Source organism: Maribacter forsetii DSM 18668, assembly GCF_000744105.1.
In the GTDB taxonomy this organism is placed as follows: domain Bacteria; phylum Bacteroidota; class Bacteroidia; order Flavobacteriales; family Flavobacteriaceae; genus Maribacter; species Maribacter forsetii.
This window is the reverse complement of sequence record NZ_JQLH01000001.1, coordinates 1,723,498-1,748,454: the sequence shown is the minus strand read 5'-3', so window position 1 is coordinate 1,748,454 and position 24,957 is coordinate 1,723,498. Positions and strand designations below refer to the sequence as shown.

Below are 24,957 nucleotides of genomic sequence, written 5' to 3'. Positions count from 1 at the left end.
AATTACCTTTTAACGTAATTTTTATCTACATAACGAAATGAAAATGTTAAAAATTTAACGTAGAAAATTCCAAATTTATCGATAGCTAAATTATTGATTACTCAATATTTACGCCTATTAATACAGATTATTACAATAACAATACTGCAAAATGGATTTATGACCTTCGAAAATTAACATTGATGAATTATCGATATTTAAAGTAAAAGTGCTATTATTATACCGGATTTTGATTTTTTTAACATTTAATTACTGCAACTATAAATTTTAGAAGCTCAATTTCCGCGCATTTAATTTAAACTAACAAACAACAACTATTATGAGTCAAAAACGTGATTACACGTTGATGAAATCCAGCAAAAGGTCATCCTTTATTAAGTATGGAGTTTTATCAATGCTTGTTTGCTTAGGTACCCAATTGGTACAAGCAAATGAAAACACAAGTACTTCAAACGAAGTTGAAGTAAAAACGCTTCAATCTACTATTACGGGAACCGTTTTAGATGACACTGGCCAACCATTACCTGGAGCCAATGTTGTAGAAAAAGGAACAACTAATGGTACACAAACAGATTTTGATGGTAACTATAGCTTAAATGTATCTGATGGTGCTACATTGGTATTTAGCTATATAGGATTTAAAAGTACAGAGATTGCCGTGAACGGTCAATCAACTGTGAATGCAACTTTAGCTGAAGATGCTGCGGCTCTTGATGAAGTTATTGTATTAGGTTATTCAACTCAAACTAGAGGTGATGTCACCGGTTCCGTAGCATCCGTAGATGTTTCTGAAGCAACAAAAGCACCTGTTGTAAATGCTGCTTCTGCATTACAAGGTCGTGTAAGTGGTGTAACTGTAGTACAAAATGCTACCCCTGGTAGCCCACCAAAAATTAATATTCGTGGTTTTGGTACTAGTAATAATACCAACCCATTGTTTATTATTGATGGTCTACAAACAGATGACCCATTTGTATTAAACAGTATTAACCCGAACGACATTGATCAAATGAACGTTTTAAAAGATGGTGCAGCTGCTATATATGGTGCAAGAGCATCTAACGGGGTAGTAATTATCACAACTAAAGGTGGTGGTTATAATATGGACAAACCAATTGTATCTATAGATACTTATACCGGTTTTTCTACTGTAGCAAATGTTCCTGAACTTCTAAACGCTCAGCAATTAGGGGATGTCTTATTTCAAAGTGCTGCCAATGATGGTACCGCATTCAATCATCCACAATATGGTAGTGGTTCATCTGCAGTTGTCCCTTCATCATTAAATGGTTACACTAGAGTAGTTTCTTATGATCCTATCGTAAGAGGTGATGCCTCGGCTACCGTAAATCCAAATGGAACAGATTGGATAGATGCTATTACAAGAACTGCAATTATTCAAAGTGTTGCTTTTTCTGTTGCAAATGGTGAAGAAAATAGTAAATATAATTTATCTGCGAATTATTTAAACAATCCTGGTAATCTTTTAGAAACAGAATACAAAATTGGTCAGATTCGCTTAAATTCAGAATTTAAAATTGGGGACAAAATACGTATAGGTCAACATTTCAGTACTGCCTACAGTAACTCCAAAGGAGGAAGTGGTGCTCAATATGAGGAAGCAGTAAGAAGCAGTCCATTAATACCTTTATACGATGACGATGGCAATTTTGCAGGTACAGGAGCACAAGGTACAGGTAATTCAAGAAGTCCATTAGCTCAATTAAATAGACAAAGCGATAATTTTAACAAAACAATTAGAATCTTAGGAGATATATATGCATCAGCAGAAATTTTTGAAGGCTTAACCTTTAAAACAAATTTTGGTGGAACTATTAATTCTTTTAACACTCGTAGTTTTCAAGCATTGGACCCTGAGCATAGCGAACCTTTAGGAACTAATCAGCTTACAGAATTAAATCAAGATGGATACTCTTGGACCTTTACAAATACCTTAGGTTATAAAAAAACCTTTGAAAATAGTAAGATTGACGCATTAATAGGAGTAGAATCTGTTAAAGACGGAATTAAAGGTAAACAAATTAGTAGAACAGGTTATATTGTAGAGAGTCCTGACTTCTACTTATTAAATAATGGTACGGGAACACCAAACGTCGATAATGCCTTTGATACTGCTAACTCACTATTTTCAGTTTTTGGTACAGCGACTTATTCCATAGCAGACAAATATTTTTTAACGGGAACATTAAGAAGAGATACCTCTTCACGCTTTCTTGGAGACAACAAAAGCGATGTATTCCCTTCTTTAAGTGCTGGTTGGGTTGTAAGCAAGGAAGATTTTGTTTCCTCTGATTCTGCTTTAAGCTGGTTTAAATTAAAAGGTTCATGGGGACAGCTAGGAAACCAATCCTTACCTGTAAACAATCCAACTTTAAATTTATCTGGATTAAGTGAGAGTACGGCAAATTATGCATTAAATGGTAGTTCTATTGCTTATGGAGTTGTACTAACCTCAGTAGGTAACCCAGACCTAAAATGGGAAACTAGTGAAGCTATAAACGCAGGAGTAGAATTAGGATTTTTTGACAATAAATTAAATTTTGATTTTGAATGGTTTACAATTAAAACCAAAGATTTAATTACACAAAATAATGGTTTGATTAGTACTACAGCAATTGATGCATCCGCACCTTATGTTAACGTTGGTAATGTAAAAAATACCGGTTTTGACATTAGTCTTGGATATAAAGATGAGTTTGCTTCTGGTTGGAAATATGGCTTTGATGTAAACCTTTCTCATTATAAGAATGAAGTAACAGATTTAATAAGTGAATTCCAAGTAGGAGATGATAGCTTCCGTGGTGGTGCTGTATCAAGAACACAAGTTGGTCAGCCTATTTCTTCTTTCTTTGGTAGAGAAGTAATCGGTTTTACTGATGAAGGCAGATTTGAATATAGAGATGTAAACGGTGACACGGTAATTGACGATGACGACAGAACTTTTATTGGTTCTCCTCACCCAGATTTCACTTATGGATTCAACTTTAACTTAGGGTACAAAGCTTTTGACTTGTCATTGTTCTTACAAGGTTCTCAAGGAAATGACATTTACAATTACACTAAAATATTTACTGATTTCCCAACTTTCGTTGATGGTAATAGAAGTGTAAGAGTTTTAGATTCTTGGACACCAACAAATACGAATGCTACATTACCAGCATTAAGTAATTCTATTCAAAATAGTGAAACACAACCAAATTCATACTTTGTTGAAGACGGTTCTTACTTACGTTTAAAAAATGTTCAATTAGGTTATGCTTTCCCTGATAAAATTACCGAAAAAATAGGTCTTGATTTATTAAGGGTATATATTCAAGGAACAAATCTACTTACCTTAACTGGTTACGATGGCTTTGACCCTGAGATCATTTCATCAGTTACCGGTAATAACTTAACATTAGGTGTAGATAACCAGGTTGTTCCTCAATCTAGAATTCTTACACTTGGATTTAATTTAAAATTGTAAAAAAATGAAAAAGAATATAATTTATTTACTCACATTATTTGTTGCTATAAGTGCTTGTAGCGATGATTTTACAGAATTGCCTGCTATTGGCTCTTTAAGTGACGAAGAAGTTCAAAACGAAGATGGTGTAGAACTTTTACTAATCGGTGCCTACTCCACTCTTGACGGTATTCGAAATAACTTATCTGGCAATGGCTTTGCTGCAAGCGGAGACAATTGGTGGTTCGATGTTATTGCAGATGATGCCCACAAAGGTAGTACCGATGGTGATCAAGCTGATCTTTTTGAAATGGAAGTATATAACTGGACAACTGCAAACCCTTATGTATTAGGGAAGTGGTCATCCATATTTGCAGGTGTGAACCGCGCAAATGCAGTTATCGCTTTAATCGCTACTATAGAAGGTGCTGATTTAAATGCCCAATTAGCTGAAGCTCGTTTTTTAAGAGGTCATTTCAATTTTGAATTGCAAAGAATCTATGGAAACGTACCATATATCTCTGAAGATGATTATGCTAATACTGAATTCAACCAAACAAATTCAGGACCAATTTGGGACGAGATAGAAGCTGACTTTCAATTTGCGGTAGATAATCTACCTGATTCACAAGGTCTACCTGGAAAACCATCTTCTTGGACCGCAAAAGCGTATTTAGGAAAAGTTTACTTACAACAAAATGAATGGACTGCTGCTTTTGATTTATTGGAAGATGTTATAAACAATGGTCCGTATAGCTTAAATTCAGAATTTCTTGCAAATTTTGAAAGTGAAGGTGAAAACAGTTCTGAAGCAGTTTTTTCAATACAGTTTACCGCAGATAGTGGCCAGTCTTTAAATGGTAATATTGGTGGCGTATTAAACTTCCCTAATCCCGGTCCTTTTGGTTCTTGTTGTGGTTTTTACCAACCTTCACAAGATTTGGTAAATGCTTTTCAAACAGATGTAGACGGACTTCCATTGTTAGACACATTTAATGAAGCTAATAATGATGTAACCAACGATTATGGAATTGAAGATGAAGATGCATTTACACCACACACTGGTCCTTTAGATCCAAGATTAGATTATACTGTTGGTAGAAGAGGTATTGATTATAATGGTTATGGTACATTCCCCGGTCATTCCTGGATACGTGCTACCTTTTCAGATATTTCCGGACCTTATTTACCTGCTAAAAATGTTTATCAAAGTGGTGATAGCGACAATCAGGGCACAGGTGCTTGGGGGCAACAACACTCTGGTATAAACTATCATATTATACGTTTTGCAGATGTTCTTTTAATGGGTGCAGAAGCTGCAGTTGAAACTAACGATCTTGCATCTGCCCTTACTTGGGTAAACTTAGTACGTAACAGAGCTAAAAATATGGAATATGTTCAAAATGAAGCTGGCGATGCAGATGCTGCTAACTATGTAATTGAACCTTACACAAGTTTTGACGATCAGGCTTTCGCAAGAAAAGCTGTTCGTCATGAACGTCGTTTAGAATTGGGTATGGAAGGCCATCGTTTATTTGATTTAAGAAGATGGGGCAACAGCGTTGAGGTAATCAATGAATACATTGTTAACGAGAGTCGTACAATAACTAACTTTGGTACTAAAGCAAATACTTTTGAAGCCAAACATGATATGTTACCTATCCCATTAACCGCTATAGATTTAAGTGGTGGTATTCTAGAGCAGAATCCTGGTTACTAAATAATAGTTTTTAAAATTATTTAAAGCAGGACATTAACATGTCCTGCTTTTTTATTTGATGCTATTGACAGAAATTCACCCTCCATTTATTATCATTAGAATATGTTTGAGCTACCATATTGATTAACGTTATAAAGTACAAACAAGTATTACTACAAAAGCTATAAGTAAATAACCTTGTGGCTATGATATTCTATTCAAAAATATTATTTTGGTACTTGATAAAATGATTGGATTTAATTATCCAATTTTATATTAATTATCATTTTTTTCAACTCTTACATTCAACTAACTCATCTCACTTTGTATACTTCTAAACTAACAACTACTTTTAAGCATAAGGCTGTAAGAACAATTCTAGCTATAACTTTAGTACTGTTTCTACTTAATGCCACTCATTGTAAAAAACAGAGCAATTCATTATTTGAAATTGTACCAAGTTCAGATTCAGGAATTGATTTTAACAATAAAATTGTTGAAACTGACAGTTTCAATATATTAACCAGTGAATACATATTTAATGGTGGTGGTGTTGCCATTGGTGATTTCAATAATGACAATATGCCCGATATACTTTTTAGTGGGAATCAGGTTGCCAATAAATTGTATTTAAATCAGGGTGATTTTAAATTTAAAGATGTCTCTAAAGAATCTAAGATAGAAGCCCTAAATAAATGGAATACAGGAGTTGCCTTGGCAGATATAAACAATGACGGATTTCTAGATATTTACGTCTGTTCAGCAATGCTAAACAGTGAAGAGGAAAAGAAAAATTTACTATTTATACATCAAGGTTTAGATAACAATGGTGTACCATCCTTTAAAAATATGGCCAAAGAATATGGCCTTGAAGAATCTGGCAATAGTATGGGTGCATCTTTCATAGACTATAACAAAGATGGTCTTTTAGATTTATATGTTTTAAACAATGTGGATGTACATATATTACCATCTAATTTTAGAAAAAAAATTACCGACGGTTCTGCCCTGAGTAATGATAAGTTATATAAAAATAATGGTGACGGCACATTTACAGATGTTACGATAGAAGCAGGTATAACTATAGAAGGTTATGGTTTAGGACTCTCTATAGCCGACCTAAACTATGACGGTTGGCCAGATATATATGTTAGTAATGATTACCTGTCAAATGATATTCTCTACATTAACAATCAAGACGGAACATTTACTAACAAGATAAAAGAGAATATTAAACACCAAAGTAAGTTTTCTATGGGTAATGATATTTCCGATTATAACAATGATGGTTATTTGGATATTATCACCTTAGATATGCTTGGTGAAACCAATGAAAGATTAAAAACAACATTAGCAGGAAACAAATACACAGAATATATTTTAAACGACCGTTTTGGCTATGAATACCAACATACCAGAAACATGTTACAAAAAGGTAATGGAAACAATGTGCCTTTTAGCGAAATAGGATTAATGGCAGGTGTATCTAAAACAGATTGGAGCTGGTCTCCCCTATTTGCTGATATGGACAATGATGGATATGAAGATTTACTAATTACAAATGGTTTTCCAAGAGATATTACGGACTTAGATTTTGGCGATTTCAAATTTAACGTTAGTAGATATTTAAGTCCCGCTCAAATTTTAGACTCTATCCCAAAAATAAAGATTCCTAATTACGCATATAAAAACAATACCAACAATCAGTTTACAGATGTTAGTGAAGATTGGGGTATTGGAATAGCATCATTTTCCAATGGTGCTGCATTTGCTGATTTAGATAATGATGGTGATTTGGATTATATCGTAAATAACATTAACGATGAAGCGTTGATTTTTCAAAACCAAACTGACCTAAAAGATGGTCAACATAATTACCTAAGTATAGACCTTAAAGATTCCCCTTCAAAATCGCAAAAAACAGGTACGAAAATTGTTTTAAGGTTTGATGATGATACATTTCAATATAAGGAACATCATACCTACAGGGGCTATATGTCTACCGTTGAAGACATCATGCATTTTGGTCTCGGCTCCAAAAAACAAATAACATCCATTGAAATACTATGGCCAAATAATAAGTTTCAAAAAATATCTAACGTCAAAGCAAATCAAAGAATAATTCTAAACTATGAAGATGCAGTTTCAACAGCTTCAGATAAATTAAGTTTCCCACTAGTTGCCAAAAAAGAAAAAACGATTTTCAAAGAGGTTTCAAGTGATATAGGGTTATCATATTTACATGAAGAAAAAGATATTGTAGACTATAATATTCAACGAACAATACCACATAAATTAACCCAAAATGGTCCAGTAACAGCCGTGGGAGATATGAATGGTGATGGTATTGAAGATTTTATTATTGGTAGTTCGTCAGGCAATTCACCTCAATTATTTTTTCAAAACACAGAAGGTAAATTCACGCAACAAAGTTTATTTGATGATGAAGAAAACAAGAAATATGAAGAAGAAAGTATTGCTTTATTCGATTTAGAGAACGATGGTGATTTAGACATGTTCTTAGTTTCTGGTAGCAATGAATTTAATCTAGAAAGTATATACTACAATCATAGGTTATTAATTAATGATGGTCAAGGAAACTTTGATATTGCAACTGATCAAATGCCTATAATTAATACAAGCGGCTCTATTGTTACCATCTCAGACTTTGACAAAGATGGGTTTATCGATTTGTTCATTGGCGGAAGAACTCCTTATTCAAAATACCCGAATACGGAAAAAAGCTTTTTATTAAAAAACCAAAATGGCATATTAAAAGATGTAACCAATAGCATGTCTCCTGATTTAAGAAACATAGGAATGGTTACAGATGCTGTTTGGGCAGATATTGATTTAGACGGAAATGATGATTTAATTGTAGTTGGTGAATTTATGCCTATCTCAATCTTTAAAAATAACGTTACCAGTTTCAAAAAATTAGATAAAACAGGAATTGAAAAACTTTCCGGTTGGTGGGAAAGTATCATAAAAACCGACATAGATAATGATGGTGATATTGATTTCGTAGTTGGTAATTTAGGTATAAATAATTTTTATCAACCTTCGGCGGAAAGACCAGTAACCGTAGTCGCAAAAGATTTTGACAACAATGGCACTATAGACCCTGTAATGTTCGCATATTTCAAAGACAGCTTTAACAATCCTACCTACAAGGCATTTCCTGTAAATTTTTGGGGAGATTTAAACGGACAAAGTCCAATTTTCAGAGCAAAATATAACACATTTAAAGCATATTCCAAAGCAACTATTGCTACCTTATTTACAGATGAAGAATTAGAAGGGTCAACTAAATTAATTGGCAATTATGATAATAGTATTATTATAGAAAATAATGGTGATGGTACATTTAAATATAGTCCACTACCTATAGAAGCTCAAGTTGCTCCCATAAACGGAATTACATCTTTGGATTACAACAATGATGGTTACCAAGATCTTTTATTAGTTGGAAATAATTTTGGAAATGAAGTTTTTATAGGAAGAAATGATGCCTTTAATGGTTTATTACTACAAAACGACGGAAATGGTAAATTCAAATCTATTGAGACATCTAAAAGCGGATTTCTTGTGCCTGGAGATTCAAAAAGTATAGCTACCGTTAAAAGCAACAAAGAAAATTATCCATACTATATCGTTACTCAGAATAGAGACTCTGTTCGGGTATTTCAGAAAAATTAAGGGAAAATGGTCATCACTTCAACTCCTGATTTATAAACCAATCATACAAAGCTTCGGTTTCATACGCTTTTATCCATGCGTTGTGACCTACGTTAGGGTATCTTGTGAAAATGACCTCATAGCCCATTTCCTTTAATTTGGCGACCATATTTTCAGATTCGGAAAAGGGAATGGACTTATCTTTCTCTCCATGAAAAACCCAAATCGGCATTTCGCGATTAATCCATGAAGCATAAGGTAATGGTGCCATACCACAAACCACAGCCATGGCTGCAAAAGTATCCGGGTATTGCACTGCCAGCTCCCATGCAGCCCCTCCTCCTCTACTCAATCCTGTTAAATAAATTCGCTTTTTATCTATTCTATTATTATCTACAATTGAATCCAGCAACTGCTTAACAGCTCTCGTATTCCACCATTTTTTAGCATTCGGATTTTGAGGTGCCAGTATTAAAAATGGAAACTTTTTGCCTTGAACTATCAATTTTGGAGGGCCATTCCTCTTCACGGTAACCAAACTATCGCCCGATTCACCACCACCATGTAAAAATAAAAGAATAGGAAAATCTTTCTCAGGCTCTTCTTCATAGTCTTCTGGATAATAAAGATAATAGGCTAAATTTTCTTTTACATTCGTTTCCATTGCCGAATCTATTAGAATAGGCTTTGCCTGAGATGCACAACTTTGAAAAATAACCAATAAAATAATATATACAATTGCCCTCATCTGTAAAATCTAAATTATTCATCAAATGTACCCTAAAAACAAGTTCTTTTATAGTTATTGTAGTTTTAGGTTCATTCAGATTTAAAAAGTTAGACGATGAAGTTTTAAAAAACTTAATTAAATAAAAAAGAGGATGCAAAATACATCCTCTTTTTAAAACCATGTTCTCTCTTTTGTTTATCTGTATAAAGTAAAGTGACCTACATACTTAAGCTCATCGCTATTGGCATTTACTACGTACCAGTAATCTCCTGTTGGTACTTCTTTACCTTCATAGGTACCGTCCCAACCGCTAACCTCATCTAATACAGCCACTACTCTACCATAACGGTCATATATTCTAACCTCAACTCCGTCAAAAAGATCTCTATTCTTTGGTGACCAAATATCATTAAGATTATCTCCATCAGGAGTAAAGAAATTAGGGAATTCCAGCATTCCCGTAAATTCAAACGGTACACTTAATTCTAGTTCACAACCTCTTGCATCTCTTACACGAACATTTACTATTCCGCTTTCATTTGTGGTAAATACGGTCTCTTCACCAAATGATTGTCCGTTAAAGAAGAATTCATATTCACCGTAACCACCAGCAGCAGCAGCTTGAACTTCATTAGGTCCAGTTTTATCAACTACCAAGCTCAATGGCTCATACCCGTCAATGCTAAACTCAACAAAATTGGTACAACCATTTTCATGATATATATATACTATATGGTCCCCTGCCGGTAAATCTCCCCAAACATACTCATCATTTGCATTTGCAGTAATAGCATCTGTAGGGTCTATTGGATCTAGAGCAAACATTAGCTCAGGCAATAAATTAGTATTAGCCAATTGAACAGTTGATGTACTCGTTGGGAATATACCTTCACAACCATATTGAATTTGAGGTTCTGCAGTTAAATCTACCCCAATATCAATAGTAAACAATTCTGAAGCAGTACAAAAATTGGAATCTTGTATGTAAATAATATATGAGGCACCACCTTGTAAATCTTCTATTATTTCTCCGTTATAAGGTGCAAATACTGCTGTACCAGTTTCATCAACCGGATCAACCATTTCTATTTTATACTCATAAAATGGAGTAGGATTAATTAAAACATCATCAAATGGAGTACCACCTATGATATCAAAAACTACTGTTCCATTATTAGCACCAATACACAACTCATCTGTAGTCTCTATATTGATTGCTTCAATTTGATCGGGCTCTTCAACTGTAATGAAATCCTTTTCAAAACAACCGTTGTCATCTTTAATTAAGATTTCATAAGTACCGGCCGCAAGTTCATCAAAAGTATACGAACCAGGATTATCAGAATCACTAAAGAATTCATTAAAGTTAGGGGCAATAGCAAATTGAATCAAACCTTCACCACCAGCACTTACAGAAACTGTAATGGTACCATCTTCTTCTCCATTACAACTAACATCTGTAGGAACGGCATCAAATATTATAGGATCAGGTCTAACTATTTCAAACGGACCAGCAATATCCATACAAGTAGCTCCACTAGTTACAGCTATATAATATTCTGTGCCTTCAGGAAGTCCCTCAAACGTTCCGTTATCTTGAGGACCCCTAATTACCGTTGCTGTTGCAGCAGGATTAAAAGCATCTACAGGATCACCTTCATACAGGTAAAATAAATCTGCACCTACACCGCCGTTAACAAATGACTCTATTCTACCATCTAACTCAGATGCACAAGAAATATCATCCGGTAAATTTGGAAGTAAAGTAATACCCGTAGCATCGGTCATTGTAATACCATTAGAACGAATTGCCGGACAAGCACCGGATCCATTTACTTTTCTTACATCAAATTGATATGTAATACCCTGAACTCCTGTAATAGTTACAGAATTGCTCGTCATAGGCTGATAAGCACCAATAGCAACCCCGTTTTCAACTCTTAAATATTCATAGGTAAATAAAGGATCAGGATTCTCTACCGTCATTCTCATTTCACCATCTCCACCACAACCAGGCACTCTTGTCTGTACCAATAATGGTTGAATTGGTGGTGGTGGATCAACGTAGTAAGCATCTGTTACGAATGAACACCCAAAACTAGAAGATACTTCTATTGCATACCAACCAGCGCTAATATAACCTCCACTATCGCCAATGAAAGTTGGTGTATTTTGCAATCCACTTTCAGATACAATAGCTGTGTTATCATCACCACTTAAATATAATAATGTGTAATTGTAACCAGCACCAGGGAAACCGCCGCTTGCACCAGGTGTAGCAGTAATAGCATCACCAGAAGTGATATCATAAGCTTCAAGAACAGCATTGTTACCATTAGGGCAATCTAGTGTTTGTGGCTCTCTAATACCGGCGATAATTTGTGGTACTTCTTCTAATTCTATTTCTACCGTATTTGTACAACCTTCAACATCCGTAATTTCTACTTCATAGAATCCGAAAGACAAACCTGTAAATTCATTATTATTTGAGAATGCAGCAATTTCAGTAGTATACGTAGCACCACCATCTGTACTCATTAATAATCTGTACTCATACGGAGTAGTATCCCACCCACCGGTACCGGTAGCAATTATCTCACCTGTATCGTTCGTACAACTTACATTACCTATAGATTCTGCAGTTACTTGAAGTTCTCCATTCGGAGTTCTAATGTTCGTCACATTACTAATTCCGGCACAATACGGATTACCAATAGAAACTACATCAACAATTAAGTTACCACCAGGCAAATTATCTATTCTAGCTTCATCGCCATTTACATCAGGGAAATTATTGGTGTCAAAAGTTCCCGAAGCCAACGGTGTTGTTCTAGCATCATCAGTAGCCTCATAAACGATGTAATCAAATACCCCTACATAATCACTAACCGAAATAAATAAGGCTCCATCATTTCCAGGTACCGCACAACTAACCGATTTGGCCTCGCTAATTAATACCGTTGGTGCAATTGGCGTATTAACCGTATGCACAGGCATTGGGTAAGTACAACCTACTGTATTATCTACAATCTCGAACAAATAATCTCCAACAGCAGGTAAATAAACATCTACATAGTTATTACCAGAAGTATTCGTTACAGAAGGAACCGCGATAACTGAAACCGTATTTACCGTAAAATCTGTTGTACCAGCTACCTCTATACGTACACGCTCATCATCTCTACAATTTAAAATATCTACCTCAATAATTGTTGGAACAACATCTGTAGGAGGATTAATAGTAGGAACGTCAAATGTAGTCTGACAACCATTACCATCTATTGCATAAACAGTGATGTTTTGAGCACTACCGTTATCAATAATTTCAAACGTATTACCTGTTTGATAGTTTTCAAAACCAGTGATGCTATATTGATATCCTGAACCAACCGTACCTGCATCATCGACGGTCACTGTAATAATTGTTGAACTATATCTATTTGCCCCTGGCTCACAAGCAAAATCAGCAGCACTAGCAGAAATACTAAATACATCAGGATTTATAATGGTATGCACAGCAGATAGCACCTCGCAGTTACGTGCCGTTACCACCTGTACTTGATAATCACCAGCAGTCAACCCTGAAAAGGCACCCGTATTATTTCTAGTAACTTCAGTAGTTCCTGAAGTTACATCATTTAAAATGTATGTTATAGGAGTATCTTGAGATGTAAATGGGACTGCTGCATTAGCAGGACCAACAACTACTTCTATTGTACCATCGTTTTCATCTCTACAACTAATATCAATTGCTTCTTGTGAAACGATAACTGGTTGTGCAGCTTGATTTAGAATGATGTTTGTAACCGTTGTTTCACAGTAATTAGAACCATCAAACATGATATTATCAACAATTCTAACCTCATATGCACCTGGAGTAAGTCCCGTAAAAACAGGATCGTTAGTTTGCGAAATAGTTCCTATAGCATTTGAGTTATAATCTGTTCCCGTTAATTCATAATCAAAATCTCCACTACCACCATTTGTAGTTATTGTAATTTCACCATCTGCATCATTACAAGTACTATCTGTAGTAAAGTCGCCCGTTGCGGACAAGAAATCATAAACAGTAGCCGTACCAACACTTGTACAACCATTAGCATCCACAACATCTACCACATAATCACCTGGGCTACTCACAGTGTAAGTATAAATCCAATTTGTACCATCATCTATTGGTAATTGTTCATCACCTCCTAAAGTAAATCTTGGAGTATTCACAGAACTGGGGACTGAAACGGTAATATCAAAAGATGTAGATAAAGGGTCACATTGATTTACAATCGTAAAAACTGGAACAGGCAAGTCTGGATCTAAAGAAATAATCGTTGCGATATCAAAAGAAGTACATCCACTTGCATCTCTTACATAAACATCATAAGTGCCATCAGCTGCCGAGAATGTGGTATCTGTAGTCCAACCTGATGGTGCTACACCTGCATCCATAAAAGCAAATTCATACGGACCACCTGAACCACCTCTACCCTGAACGGTAACTTGACCAAAAGCGTTACAATTTGCAGGAACTTCCTGTAAGATATCAATATCAGGTAAATTCTGAAGTATTGTAACCGGAGCGGCATCTGTACATGTATCGGTTAAATTTTCAACCAATATCTGGTAGTTTCCAGGTAATTCAGGGTACGTACCATTATACTGTAAAGCTGTAGTTGCTACCGAAGGTTCCAACTCCGTCTCTGAACCATCTTCATTATTAATCAACACGATTCTTAATACATCACCTACAGTATACCCAGTAATCTCATAAGCTATTTCTCCATTTCTATTTAAATCACACGCTCCAGGTGTAGAATCTGCTGAAACATTTAATGTTGATGGCGCATCTACAGGCGGAATTTCTTGTTCGTAGGTACAACCAGTACCAGTATCTAATACGACTACGGTATACGCTACTCCATACTGAATACCATCAGTAGTATTGCTAAACGTATGGTCATTTACAGCCGGTGTATTGTTTAATGCGTAAAAACTAGGCTGATCTAATAATCTAATTTCATATGAACCAGAACCTCCACTTACGCTTACCGCATAAGTAAATGCCGTATCATCACAATCTGCGGGTGCAGTTGGCGGTATAGGTGTAATCACTACTTCATTAGAAGTAATGGTCACCGTATCAATATCGGTACAACCATGAGCATCAATTGTAATCACTGTGTAATCTCCTGTTACTAAAAGTGGATCTATAATTTGCACGGGTAAAGTAGAAGGATCAACATCTTCCATTCTCGCAATTTCCACCCCTGTATTATCTTCTACAATAAAATCGAAATTTGGATAACCATCAGCAACAGTGTCAATACTGATACCACCGCTAACTGGACCACTACCACTACATACTGCCTGAATTTCAGAAACTAATGTAGCAGGTGGAGGCGTATTATCTAATACAATATCAAAAGTATCAACTGGAGTTTCACAACCTCTAGCATCTCTAACCAAGTAAGAATACGTACCTACCGTTAAGTTCGAGTATACCGTTTCTGATGCCCATCCCATTCCATTGAAATTAACTTCATATGGTGGTACACCGCTAGTAGCATCTGGTATAATTGTTACTGCGCCGTTATTTGTAGAACTACAGCTAACCGGTCTTGTCGTGTAAGCAGCCGCTGCAATATTCTGAGGCGGATTTAATGTTATAGAAACAGATTCTGCTACACAACCACTACTTGTCGTATTATTATCTGTAATTCTGAAAACATAATCTCCAGGCACATTTGTATCATAATCAAAAGTATCTGCAGTAAGTGGAATTGCAGCTCCAAAAGTAGCTCCACCATCAGAACTAACTTCATACTGTTTTGCACCAGCACCAGAAGTGTAACCACCGTTAACACTTACTCTAATAGTACCATCAGCTCCGCCACAAGGTATTTCAGCTTCAATACTTGTATTCACTCTTAATTGAGGAGCAATAGTAATTGGAAGACTATCTGAACAATCGTTTCCATCAACAACTTCAATGGTATAATTACCTGGAGAAAGTCCTGCGAAAGTTGCACCTGGTTGAAGGGCACCTCCGTTAATTCTATAATGATGCGTTCCAATAGCTGCGGTACCAGCAGTAGATGTCACTACCACAGTTGCTCCAGTACCTGCTACAAAACAGAAATCTGAAGATGGACCATCTAATGCTATACTTGGTGCATCGATTGGGTTTAAATCGAATGTAAAAGTATCTGTACAACCTTCAGCATCTTCAACAGATAAAATGTATGTTCCCGCTGCGGAAAGATTACTAAAGGTTCTTCCAGATTTTGGACCAACTTGTGGTCCTATTGGTGGCGTTAAGGTATATCTATACGTACCCCATCCACCAATTGCGTTTGCTCTTACTGCACCTAAATTGCCATTTGCACAACTCATATCGGTTACCGTACTTGTTGACAAATCTAAAACCGGAGCTTCGTCGATGTCAAAAGAAATGGTATCTGTACACCCTGTATCGGCATCGGTAACAGTAATAGTATATGTCCCCGCTCCAGATAAAGGCAAATCAACTTCACTATTACTTTGAGGTCCACCAGAGAATAATCCTCCGTTAATATCATATGTATAATTATTCGCGAATCCGTCAATGATAAACGTTCCCGTACCATCCGTTGCGCCATTACAAACTCTAAGATCACCTCCCGATTTTACACGTACACGAATTGAACTGATTTCTACAGGTCTAAAACCTTCGGTATAAGAACAGCCATTTACATCTGTAATTTGAAAAATATATGCCTGAGAAGTTAATAACCCAACGAATGTATCATTAGTACCGTTATCAACATAAGCCGGACTAATAATTTCATATCTATTGATTGCAGCGTTACTTGTTGGTGTCAACTGAACATCTGTTGTACCAGCCGCACAACTAGTATTACTTTGGGCAAAATCTAAATCTGTAGGAGGGTCAACATCTAAAATATCTATAGCTGTCAACTCTAAGCGACATCCACCTGCATCACGAATAATAGGCGTATAAGTTCCTGTAGCCAAATCTGTATATGATGCTATCGTAGAAAAGTTTACACCATCTATACTAAATTCATAACCACTACCAGAACCACCAGAAAACGGACCTACAAAATCAATTTGCCCACCTATAGCTCCAGAACCAGAACATGTAACATCAGCAACTTTAGTGGCAGATCCCGTTAATGAACCAACCGTGTCTACTGTTACTGAAGGCAGCGCTAAAGTACATTCGAACCCACCTTGTTGGTATCTTACTTCTATATCGTTATATGTACCTGCCGCAACTGAAATCTGCGGAGTACTTACCCAAGGTTCAGATGCACTTTCTCTGTAAGATATATTATAACCTCTACCATTATTGATAGTAAATTCTAATTTTGCCCCACCATTACTACAAGTACCATCGACGCCCGACACTGTTACATCTGGCGGAAGCAAATCTTCAACATCTGAAGACGCATTAATAATACAACCGTTACTATCTGTAATAACAAAATCATACGTTCCTGCAGAGGTTACTGTATATGTGGTAGTACCTGAATCTGTTGCCGCATCACCAAATGAAGGTTGCACAGGGCCACCATTTACAGTAAATGTATAAGGTGCAGAACCACCTGAAGTATTTAAAGTAATATCAACGCTAGAAATATTGGAACAACCAAAACTACTATTAACCTCAGTAGAGGCATCTAGAGCAGAAGCTCCGGCACCGATTGTCAGTGGATTTCCGCTAGTATCGACACTTTGTCGTGGAGGGTCAATACCATTTAATGGATCTCCTGTACATTGTTGTGTTTCTACTTGTACCGTATATGTACCAAAACCTACAGCTGAAAACGTGTAAGGGTTTGTAGAAACAAAAGCAGTAAACTCTTGGGCAACACCACTAGAATTTAGTAAAGTATATTTATAAGGACCTGGTACATTAGAAGCAGTTACAGTAATAGTACCCGTATCTCCACTACATAACGCATCTGTAAAAGTCGCTGCAATTTCTATCTCTTTTTCCTCTATAACAATAGGCTCGTAAGGGTACTCACATGTATTCGCAGTATTTCTTAATCTTGCCTTAACATTATATGTCCCTGGTAAAAGGTTAGAAAATATAGCACCTTGCCAAGCACCAAATCCGCTACCGCTATCAATAGCAAATTCATAAGCACTTGATAAGTTGGTAATTTGAATTCTACCGTCAACGCCACATATATAGTCTTGTTTTACATACGTTTGGGTAATAGTACTTTTTTTAACCTTAAAGTAATAAGGTTGTCCGTCGACTAAAACCCTATACTCTGCTCCAGAAGTAGCCGATACTGAGCTCGCATCTAGAGTAAAGGTTTGTTGTCCAGTTACAACATTTGAATAACATGAAGCGGTGGTGTTAGGGCATTCAGTATTAACATCAGATGAGCAAGAACCTCCCAATACTTGCCAAGACACATTAGTATATGGACCTCCTGATAAACTTATTATACGATCATCATAATCGCCACATAAATTAAAACGAGCAATGGTAAATCCATTATCGTTACACGTTTCAGTAGCATCTGCACCTACAATAAGTGTATTGAACATTGCCGGAGCCGCTAAATTAGACTTAGGTGAAACTTTCTTTTCTAAAATGGGTTGACTTGTGGTAGAAACCGAAACAGCTTTTTCGATTACATGAGCCACCTCTTCGTATAAAGTAGTTACTTTAGAGTTGGCTAGAGCCGTAGTACCAATTACTGAAAGAACAATCAGAAGTAGTACATACAGCGCATACCGCTGTTGTTTTGGAAGCATAGGTTAAGATTCGTTTTTAAGAACAAAGTCGATTTGGGATCTAATTAGCTCTTTGGTGTAATTTTTTACTTATATTTTGTCTTATTAAATAATCATGTGTTCTCTAATATATTTCTAACGCCTGTATATGAAAAATAGTATTATCCTCAACCTTTTATTCGTTGTAACGTTAAATTTTTCTTGCGCACAAAACATTGACAACAAGGCAACTACCCCAAAAGAGTCTGTTTTTACAGCTAAGCTATTCGTCGATCAGGTACAGATTCCATGGGGCTTCACCTTCCTTCCTGACAAAAGTATTTTAATCACTGAAAAAGAAGGAAAATTGATTCATTTTGAAAATGGCAAAAAAACGATTATTAGCAATGTTCCTAAGGTATACAATAGAGGTCAAGGTGGATTGTTGGATATAGCCCTTCATCCTAAGTACACAGAAAATGGGTGGATATACCTCACATATGCATCAACAGATGGGAATGAAAAGGGCGGTCATACGGCAATTATGAGAGCAAAATTGAAGAATAGTTCTTTGACAGAAAAACAAGTACTTTACAAGGCAACACCCAATACTACCAAAGGGCAACATTTTGGATCTAGAATTGCTTTTGATAATGAAGGATATCTATACTTTTCAATTGGTGAACGTGGGGAAAGAGATATTAATCCACAAGACATAAAAAGAGATGGTGGGAAAATCTATCGTTTACACGACGATGGGCGTATTCCGAAAGACAATCCATTTATAAACGAAAAAGGTGCGAAGACTGCAATTTACAGTTACGGACACCGAAATCCACAAGGGTTGATAAAGCACCCTGTCACAGGTGAAATATGGGATAATGAACACGGACCCAGAGGTGGTGATGAAATTAACATTATCAAAAAAGGCGCTAACTACGGATGGCCATTAGTAACCTATGGTATAAATTATGGCGGAACACCTATAACCGATAAAACAGAAATGAAAGACATGGAACAGCCCATTCATTATTGGGTACCTTCTATTGCGCCTAGCGGAATGGCTTACGTAACATCTGATAAATATAAAAACTGGAAGGGCAGTCTTTTAGTAGGTTCCTTAGCTTTTCAATATTTGGAACGATTGGTCTTAGACGGAAGCAAAGTAACTGCAAGAGAAAAATTAATGGACGGATTAGGTAGAGTAAGAGCCGTAAAGGAAGGACCTGATGGCTATATCTATGTAGCCATTGAAGGCAAAGGTATCTATAAGTTGATACCGAAAAAGTAGAAAACAACTTCAAACATTAAAAAAAAGGCCGGTAACTTCATTCAACCTTTACAGACCTTTTGCTATTTTTATAATATCCTTACTTATCCCCTACCGGCATCTATAGCCAGCTTTACGGAACCATGTTTTTTAAGCAACGCTTCTGCAGCTGCATATTCAATATTCAGCCCTTCCATTATATAGCGCGTACCGCGATCAACCAATTTATCGTTGCTTAATTGCATATTCACCATCTTATTACCTTTTACTCTACCAATTTTTATCATTAAGGCAGTAGATATCATGTTCAAAACCAATTTTTGAGAAGTTCCACTTTTCATTCTTGTACTACCTGTTAGGAATTCTGGCCCCACATTAATTTCAATAGGAATATCTGCAATTCTTGCTATTGGTGCACCAGGGTTATTAGTTATTGCTGCAGTAAGAATTCCGTTTTTCTTAGCATCTTCCAAACCACCAATAACATAAGGCGTACTGCCAGATGCAGCAATACCCACTACTACATCAGTATCATTAATATCATGTTTCTTTAAATCTAACCACGCTTGCTTAGTTGCATCTTCGGCATTTTCAACCGCTTTTCTAATAGCGGTATCCCCACCAGCAATTAAACCGACTACACGTTCATGTGGCATACCAAATGTTGGTGGAATTTCAGAAGCATCCAAAATTCCTAATCTACCACTAGTACCCGCACCAATATAAAACAACCTTCCTCCTTTGTTGAAACGTTCTGCCAAGGCATCAACTAGTTTAGTCACTTGCGGAATTGTCTTTTCTACTGCATCAGCCACTTTTTTATCCTCCTCATTCATTTTTTGAAGAATAGTAGTGGTATCCATCAACTCTAAATTGTCGTGATTTGATGGGGTTTCGGTTATTTTTTTATAATCCATGTAACTATATAATTTTAATATCGTGATTTCTAAATGCTTTTAATAATAGATCATCTGGAGATAACTCTGTAACCATTGTATTTATAGAATTGATATCGCAAGTCTTATACCTATGCTGAGAATTCAATTTTTCTGATATAGATAATAGCACGGTTTTCTTTGATGCTTTAATCACAGCCTTTTTAATTTGAACAATATCCCAATCGAATTCTGTAAGTCCAAAAGTAGCATCAACATAACCGGTACCAATAAAACTATAATCGAATCGTATTTCTGAAATGTGATGAATGGCATTTGCTCCAATAGCAATCTGTGCTTCCTTAGAAATTTGCCCGCCAATAGAAATTACATTTATATTAGCTTTATGCGAAAGTTCCATAGCCACAGGCAAGCTTATGGTAAAACAGGTAAGGTTTAAATTCTCTGGAATAATTCTGGCCAACTCCATACATGTAGTTCCACCATCTAAAAAAATAAGTGCTCCATCACGCAACATTCCTACAGCTTTAGCTGCAATTACCGCTTTATCTTCCAACTTATAAATATTGGTATTTCTGGCACTATTGGTCATATATCCCATAGATATTGCCCCACCGTGCACCTTACGCAATTTATTCTCGGCATCAAGCTCCTTTACGTCTCTTCTAACAGTGTCAATAGACACATCTAAAGCCTCGGCAATGTCTGTAATTAGAATTCTATTATGCAGATCAACCTCGTTTAAAATGGTCTGCTGGCGTTCCTCTTTTAGCATTTAAAAAGCAAAATTTTTACTGTTGAATATGGCAAATATAGCGATTATTATCACATGCCGTTTTATGACGTTAATACAATGTAAACCAAATTTAATGATTAATTAACAGCAAAATACAGCATAATTTATTGCAAAAAACTGCAATGAATCAAAATAACGCATATATTTGCATGATTTAAAAATCCAAAAATCTACCATATTACCATGAAAAACGCCGTAAAAGATTCCAAAATCGACATCACCCACAAACCCATTGGTCAATTTGAAGAAACACGATTTGAAAAAATTCACAATGTAATTTTTCAAGATTCCAACGAAGCCTCTATTCAAGTAGCACATGAAATTGCCGCTTTAATGAAAAAGAGACAAGGGCAAAAAAGAAATTGTGTTTTAGGTTTGGCTACAGGTTCTTCACCAATTAGGGTTTACGAAGAATTAGTTCGTATGCACAAAGAAGAAGGTTTAAGCTTTAAAAATGTGATTACCTTCAACTTAGATGAATACTTAGCCATGGAGCCGAATAACATACAGAGTTATTTCTACTTTATGCACGAACATCTTTTCAACCATGTAGATATACCTGAAAAAAATATTCATATTCCAGACGGCACTGTAAGTAATGAAGAAACAACAGCGTACTGTTTAAGTTACGAAAGCAAAATAAAAGAACATGGCGGACTCGATTTTCAATTATTAGGTATTGGTAGAACCGGGCACATTGGATTCAATGAACCAGGATCACATTTTAACTCGGGCACAAGGGTTATTACGCTAGACCATATTACTCGCGTTGATGCCGCTCCTTCATTTTTAGGCATTGATAATGTACCTAGAAAAGCCATTACCATGGGTATTTCTACGGTAAGAAAAGCAAAGCGAATTGTACTACTAGGGTGGGGTCAGAACAAAGCCAATATCATAAAAAAAACCATTGAAGGTGATATTTCTTCTCACGTACCGGCAACCTATTTACAGGAACATGACAATTGCACCTTTGTTCTTGATACTGGTGCGGGAAGTGAATTAACAAGAAACAAAACCCCTTGGTTAGTCGATGCTTGCGAATGGACAGAGGAGCTAAAAGCAAAAGCAATGGTTTGGCTCTGTGAAAATACTGGCAAGACCATTTTAAGCTTGACCGATAAGGATTATAATGATAATGGTATGGCCGATCTTTTGGCCTTAGATGATTCTTACGATTTAAATATTGAAATGTTCAATAAGTTACAGCATACCATTACCGGATGGCCAGGTGGTAAACCAAATGCTGATGATACACATAGACCAGAAAGAGCTACTCCTGCAAAAAAACGTGTGATTATATTTAGTCCGCACCCAGATGACGATGTCATTTCAATGGGAGGAACATTTGACAGATTAGTGGAGCAAGGTCACGAAGTACATATCGTTTACCAAACATCTGGCAATATTGCGGTTTCTGATACCGATGCGAGAAAATATGCCGAGATAGCAATGCAAATTAATCCGTCAGATGAAGCAGAGAACATAATTAAATCCATTTCGGAAAAGAATGAAACCCGTATAGATTCACCTGAGGTAAGAAATCTAAAAGGTAAAATACGAAGAGGGGAATCTTATGCCGCTACTAGATACATGGGGCTACAAGATGAAAATGTACATTTCTTGGATTTGCCGTTTTATGAGACAGGCACCATAAAAAAGAAAAACTTATCTGAAGTAGATATTGATATCGTTGTTGATATTATTAAAAAGATAAAACCTCATCAAATATATGCCGCTGGCGATTTGGCTGATCCACATGGCACACATAAAGTATGTTTAGATGCCGTTTTTGCAGCATGTGAAAAACTAAAATCAGAAGATTTCATGAAAGATTGCTGGGTATGGTTATACAGAGGGGCTTGGCATGAATGGGACATCAACGAAATTGAAATGGCGGTACCTATGAGTCCGGGGCAAGTATTGAAAAAACGATACGCTATTTTCTGCCACCAATCCCAAAAAGACGGAGTAATGTTTCAAGGTGATGACTCAAGAGAATTTTGGATGCGTGCAGAAGAAAGGAACCGCGACACCGCTAATAAATATAAAGCTATGGGCTTATCATCATACGCAGCAATGGAAGCCTTTGTAAGACATAAATTTAACTAACAACTAAATTTGAATTAAAAGACCTATTTTTAGTTTTAAAATGGGTCTTTTTTACATTTATGACTAAACAACTAACGCTACTCGTACTTTTATTGCTGCTTCATTCGTGCGGAATTTTTAATTCTTATGAAAAATATCCGAAGAGAGAGTTCAGAGGGGTTTGGATCGCTACCGTGGTAAATATAGATTGGCCAAAAAATGGCAATGACACCGCAGAAAAACAAAAAGCGGATTACCTTAAAATTCTAAATTTTTATGAAAAGGAAAATTACAATGCCGTAATTGTACAAGTACGCGCTGCCGGTGATGCTTTTTATAAATCTGATTACGCACCCTATTCCCGATTTTTGACCGGTGAAGAAGGTAAAGCTCCAAAATGGAATACAGATGTTCTTGAGTGGATGATCAATGAAGCCCACCAGCGTGGTATGGAATTCCATGCATGGCTAAACCCGTACAGAGCAACTTTCGATGAGAATTTTGAAGTACTATCAGAAACGCATGACTATTGCACCAACCCTGAGTGGATGGTACATTACGGTAAAAAGAACTACTACAATCCTGGATTACCAGAAGTACGCAACCATTTTTCAAACATTATTGCAGAATTGGTTTCTAACTATGATGTAGATGCCATACATTTTGATGATTATTTTTATCCTTATACCATTAAAGATGCCGTTTTTAATGACTCCCTAGCATTTGAAACCTACGCTCAAAAAAACCAAAATATTGATGATTGGCGACGCAGTAATATAGATTCATTAGTAAAGCAATCTCACGAAACCATTAAATCCATAAAACCATGGGTGCAGTTTGGTATTAGTCCGTTCGGTGTTTGGAAAAACAATTCCACAGACCCAAAAGGTTCTGACACTAAAGCAGGGCAAACCACCTACGAAGATCTATACGCGGACCCTTTACTTTGGATGGAAAAAGGCTGGATAGACTATCTAGCACCACAAGTTTATTGGAGTATGGATTTACCCGTAGCATCTCACAGAAAAATTTTAGATTGGTGGTCAAAAAACAACTACGATACTAACCTCTATATAGGCAATGGTCCATATAAGATTAGAAACAACAGCGATAAAGCATGGGATGAGGTTGAAGAAATTCCAAATCAAATAAAACTCGCCCGCGAAACTCCTCAAATACAGGGTAATATTATGTTCAGCGCCAAATCCCTAATGAAAGATAATGATGATGTAGTTGAGTATATGCATAAGAAATATTACAAAAAGCCAGCATTGAATCCGGTTTCTACCTTATCAAATAAGCATTCTGCAAAAAACCCTAAGTTAATAGCTACATCTAAAACAGATTCAGAGCTTGTTCTTGAATTCAATGATTTAAGAGAAATACGGTTTGCTTTGTTTTACAACTCTGGTATACGGGTCAAAGAAACATATGACATCAAGAAATTACGATTCAAAATATATGTTGACAACACCTCCAATGTTGTACGTATTCCTCTTAACCAACTGAGAAAAAAATATAATGCCATTAGTTTTATAGACGTATATGGTAAAGAAACTACACCTATAATTTTCAATTTAAAACAAGTTAATAAGTAA

Annotated in this window: 10 protein-coding genes; 6 read left to right on the top strand and 4 right to left on the bottom strand. The window is 36.1% G+C overall.

Annotated features, from left to right (window positions below; translation table 11 throughout):
- The first annotated feature begins 319 nt into the window (after nucleotides 1-319).
- The 3 genes from P177_RS07390 (at nucleotide 320) to P177_RS07380 (ending at nucleotide 8,864) form a co-directional block, all read left to right on the top strand.
- Entirely contained in the window at nucleotides 320-3,487 is a 3,168-nt protein-coding gene (locus P177_RS07390) for a SusC/RagA family TonB-linked outer membrane protein (protein WP_245233014.1), read from the top strand.
- A 4-nt stretch (nucleotides 3,488-3,491) separates the two neighbouring features.
- On the top strand, nucleotides 3,492-5,186 hold the full coding sequence (locus P177_RS07385; RefSeq protein WP_036153480.1) for a RagB/SusD family nutrient uptake outer membrane protein: 1,695 nt from the start codon (nucleotides 3,492-3,494) through the stop codon (nucleotides 5,184-5,186).
- A 303-nt stretch (nucleotides 5,187-5,489) separates the two neighbouring features.
- Nucleotides 5,490-8,864, top strand: a complete 3,375-nt coding sequence (locus tag P177_RS07380) for a VCBS repeat-containing protein (RefSeq protein ID WP_051941747.1) — start codon at nucleotides 5,490-5,492, stop codon at nucleotides 8,862-8,864.
- A 13-nt stretch (nucleotides 8,865-8,877) separates the two neighbouring features.
- Here the strand turns inward: P177_RS07380 and P177_RS07375 are convergent, their stop codons facing one another.
- Nucleotides 8,878-9,591, bottom strand: coding sequence for a carboxylesterase family protein (locus tag P177_RS07375; protein ID WP_036153479.1), 714 nt, complete (start codon nucleotides 9,589-9,591; stop codon nucleotides 8,878-8,880).
- Between the two features lie 177 nt (nucleotides 9,592-9,768).
- A complete protein-coding gene (locus P177_RS07370) occupies nucleotides 9,769-18,348 on the bottom strand; it encodes a T9SS type B sorting domain-containing protein (RefSeq protein WP_036153477.1) in 8,580 nt (2,859 codons plus the stop codon).
- A 127-nt stretch (nucleotides 18,349-18,475) separates the two neighbouring features.
- Between P177_RS07370 and P177_RS07365 the strand changes: the two genes are divergently transcribed.
- Nucleotides 18,476-19,597 (top strand): PQQ-dependent sugar dehydrogenase, encoded by a 1,122-nt coding sequence (locus tag P177_RS07365; RefSeq protein ID WP_036153475.1) that lies wholly within the window; start codon nucleotides 18,476-18,478, stop codon nucleotides 19,595-19,597.
- 83 nt (nucleotides 19,598-19,680) lie between these two features.
- Here the strand turns inward: P177_RS07365 and murQ are convergent, their stop codons facing one another.
- Entirely contained in the window at nucleotides 19,681-20,493 is an 813-nt protein-coding gene (murQ, locus tag P177_RS07360; RefSeq protein WP_036153473.1) for an N-acetylmuramic acid 6-phosphate etherase, read from the bottom strand.
- Between the two features lie 4 nt (nucleotides 20,494-20,497).
- Nucleotides 20,498-21,247: a DeoR/GlpR family DNA-binding transcription regulator gene (locus P177_RS07355; RefSeq protein ID WP_036153470.1), complete on the bottom strand. Its 750-nt coding sequence runs from the start codon at nucleotides 21,245-21,247 to the stop codon at nucleotides 20,498-20,500.
- 204 nt (nucleotides 21,248-21,451) lie between these two features.
- On the opposite strand from P177_RS07355, the gene nagB reads away from it, so the two are divergent.
- Nucleotides 21,452-23,380, top strand: coding sequence for a glucosamine-6-phosphate deaminase (gene nagB / locus P177_RS07350; RefSeq protein WP_036153468.1), 1,929 nt, complete (start codon nucleotides 21,452-21,454; stop codon nucleotides 23,378-23,380).
- A gap of 59 nt (nucleotides 23,381-23,439) precedes the next feature.
- Nucleotides 23,440-24,957 carry a glycoside hydrolase family 10 protein gene (locus tag P177_RS07345; RefSeq protein WP_036153466.1) on the top strand — a complete coding sequence of 506 codons (1,518 nt, stop codon included), beginning with the start codon at nucleotides 23,440-23,442 and terminating at the stop codon, nucleotides 24,955-24,957.

Bases quoted from the DNA above. Each gene is read 5' to 3' on its own strand.
- P177_RS07375 (WP_036153479.1), bottom strand. From the start codon at position 9,591: ATGAGGGCAATTGTATATATTATTTTATTGGTTATTTTTCAAAGTTGT.
- nagB (WP_036153468.1), top strand. From the start codon at position 21,452: ATGAAAAACGCCGTAAAAGATTCCAAAATCGACATCACCCACAAACCC.
- P177_RS07390 (WP_245233014.1), top strand. From the start codon at position 320: ATGAGTCAAAAACGTGATTACACGTTGATGAAATCCAGCAAAAGGTCA.
- P177_RS07355 (WP_036153470.1), bottom strand. From the start codon at position 21,247: ATGCTAAAAGAGGAACGCCAGCAGACCATTTTAAACGAGGTTGATCTG.
- P177_RS07370 (WP_036153477.1), bottom strand. From the start codon at position 18,348: ATGCTTCCAAAACAACAGCGGTATGCGCTGTATGTACTACTTCTGATT.
- murQ (WP_036153473.1), bottom strand. From the start codon at position 20,493: ATGGATTATAAAAAAATAACCGAAACCCCATCAAATCACGACAATTTA.
- P177_RS07345 (WP_036153466.1), top strand. From the start codon at position 23,440: ATGACTAAACAACTAACGCTACTCGTACTTTTATTGCTGCTTCATTCG.
- P177_RS07365 (WP_036153475.1), top strand. From the start codon at position 18,476: ATGAAAAATAGTATTATCCTCAACCTTTTATTCGTTGTAACGTTAAAT.
- P177_RS07385 (WP_036153480.1), top strand. From the start codon at position 3,492: ATGAAAAAGAATATAATTTATTTACTCACATTATTTGTTGCTATAAGT.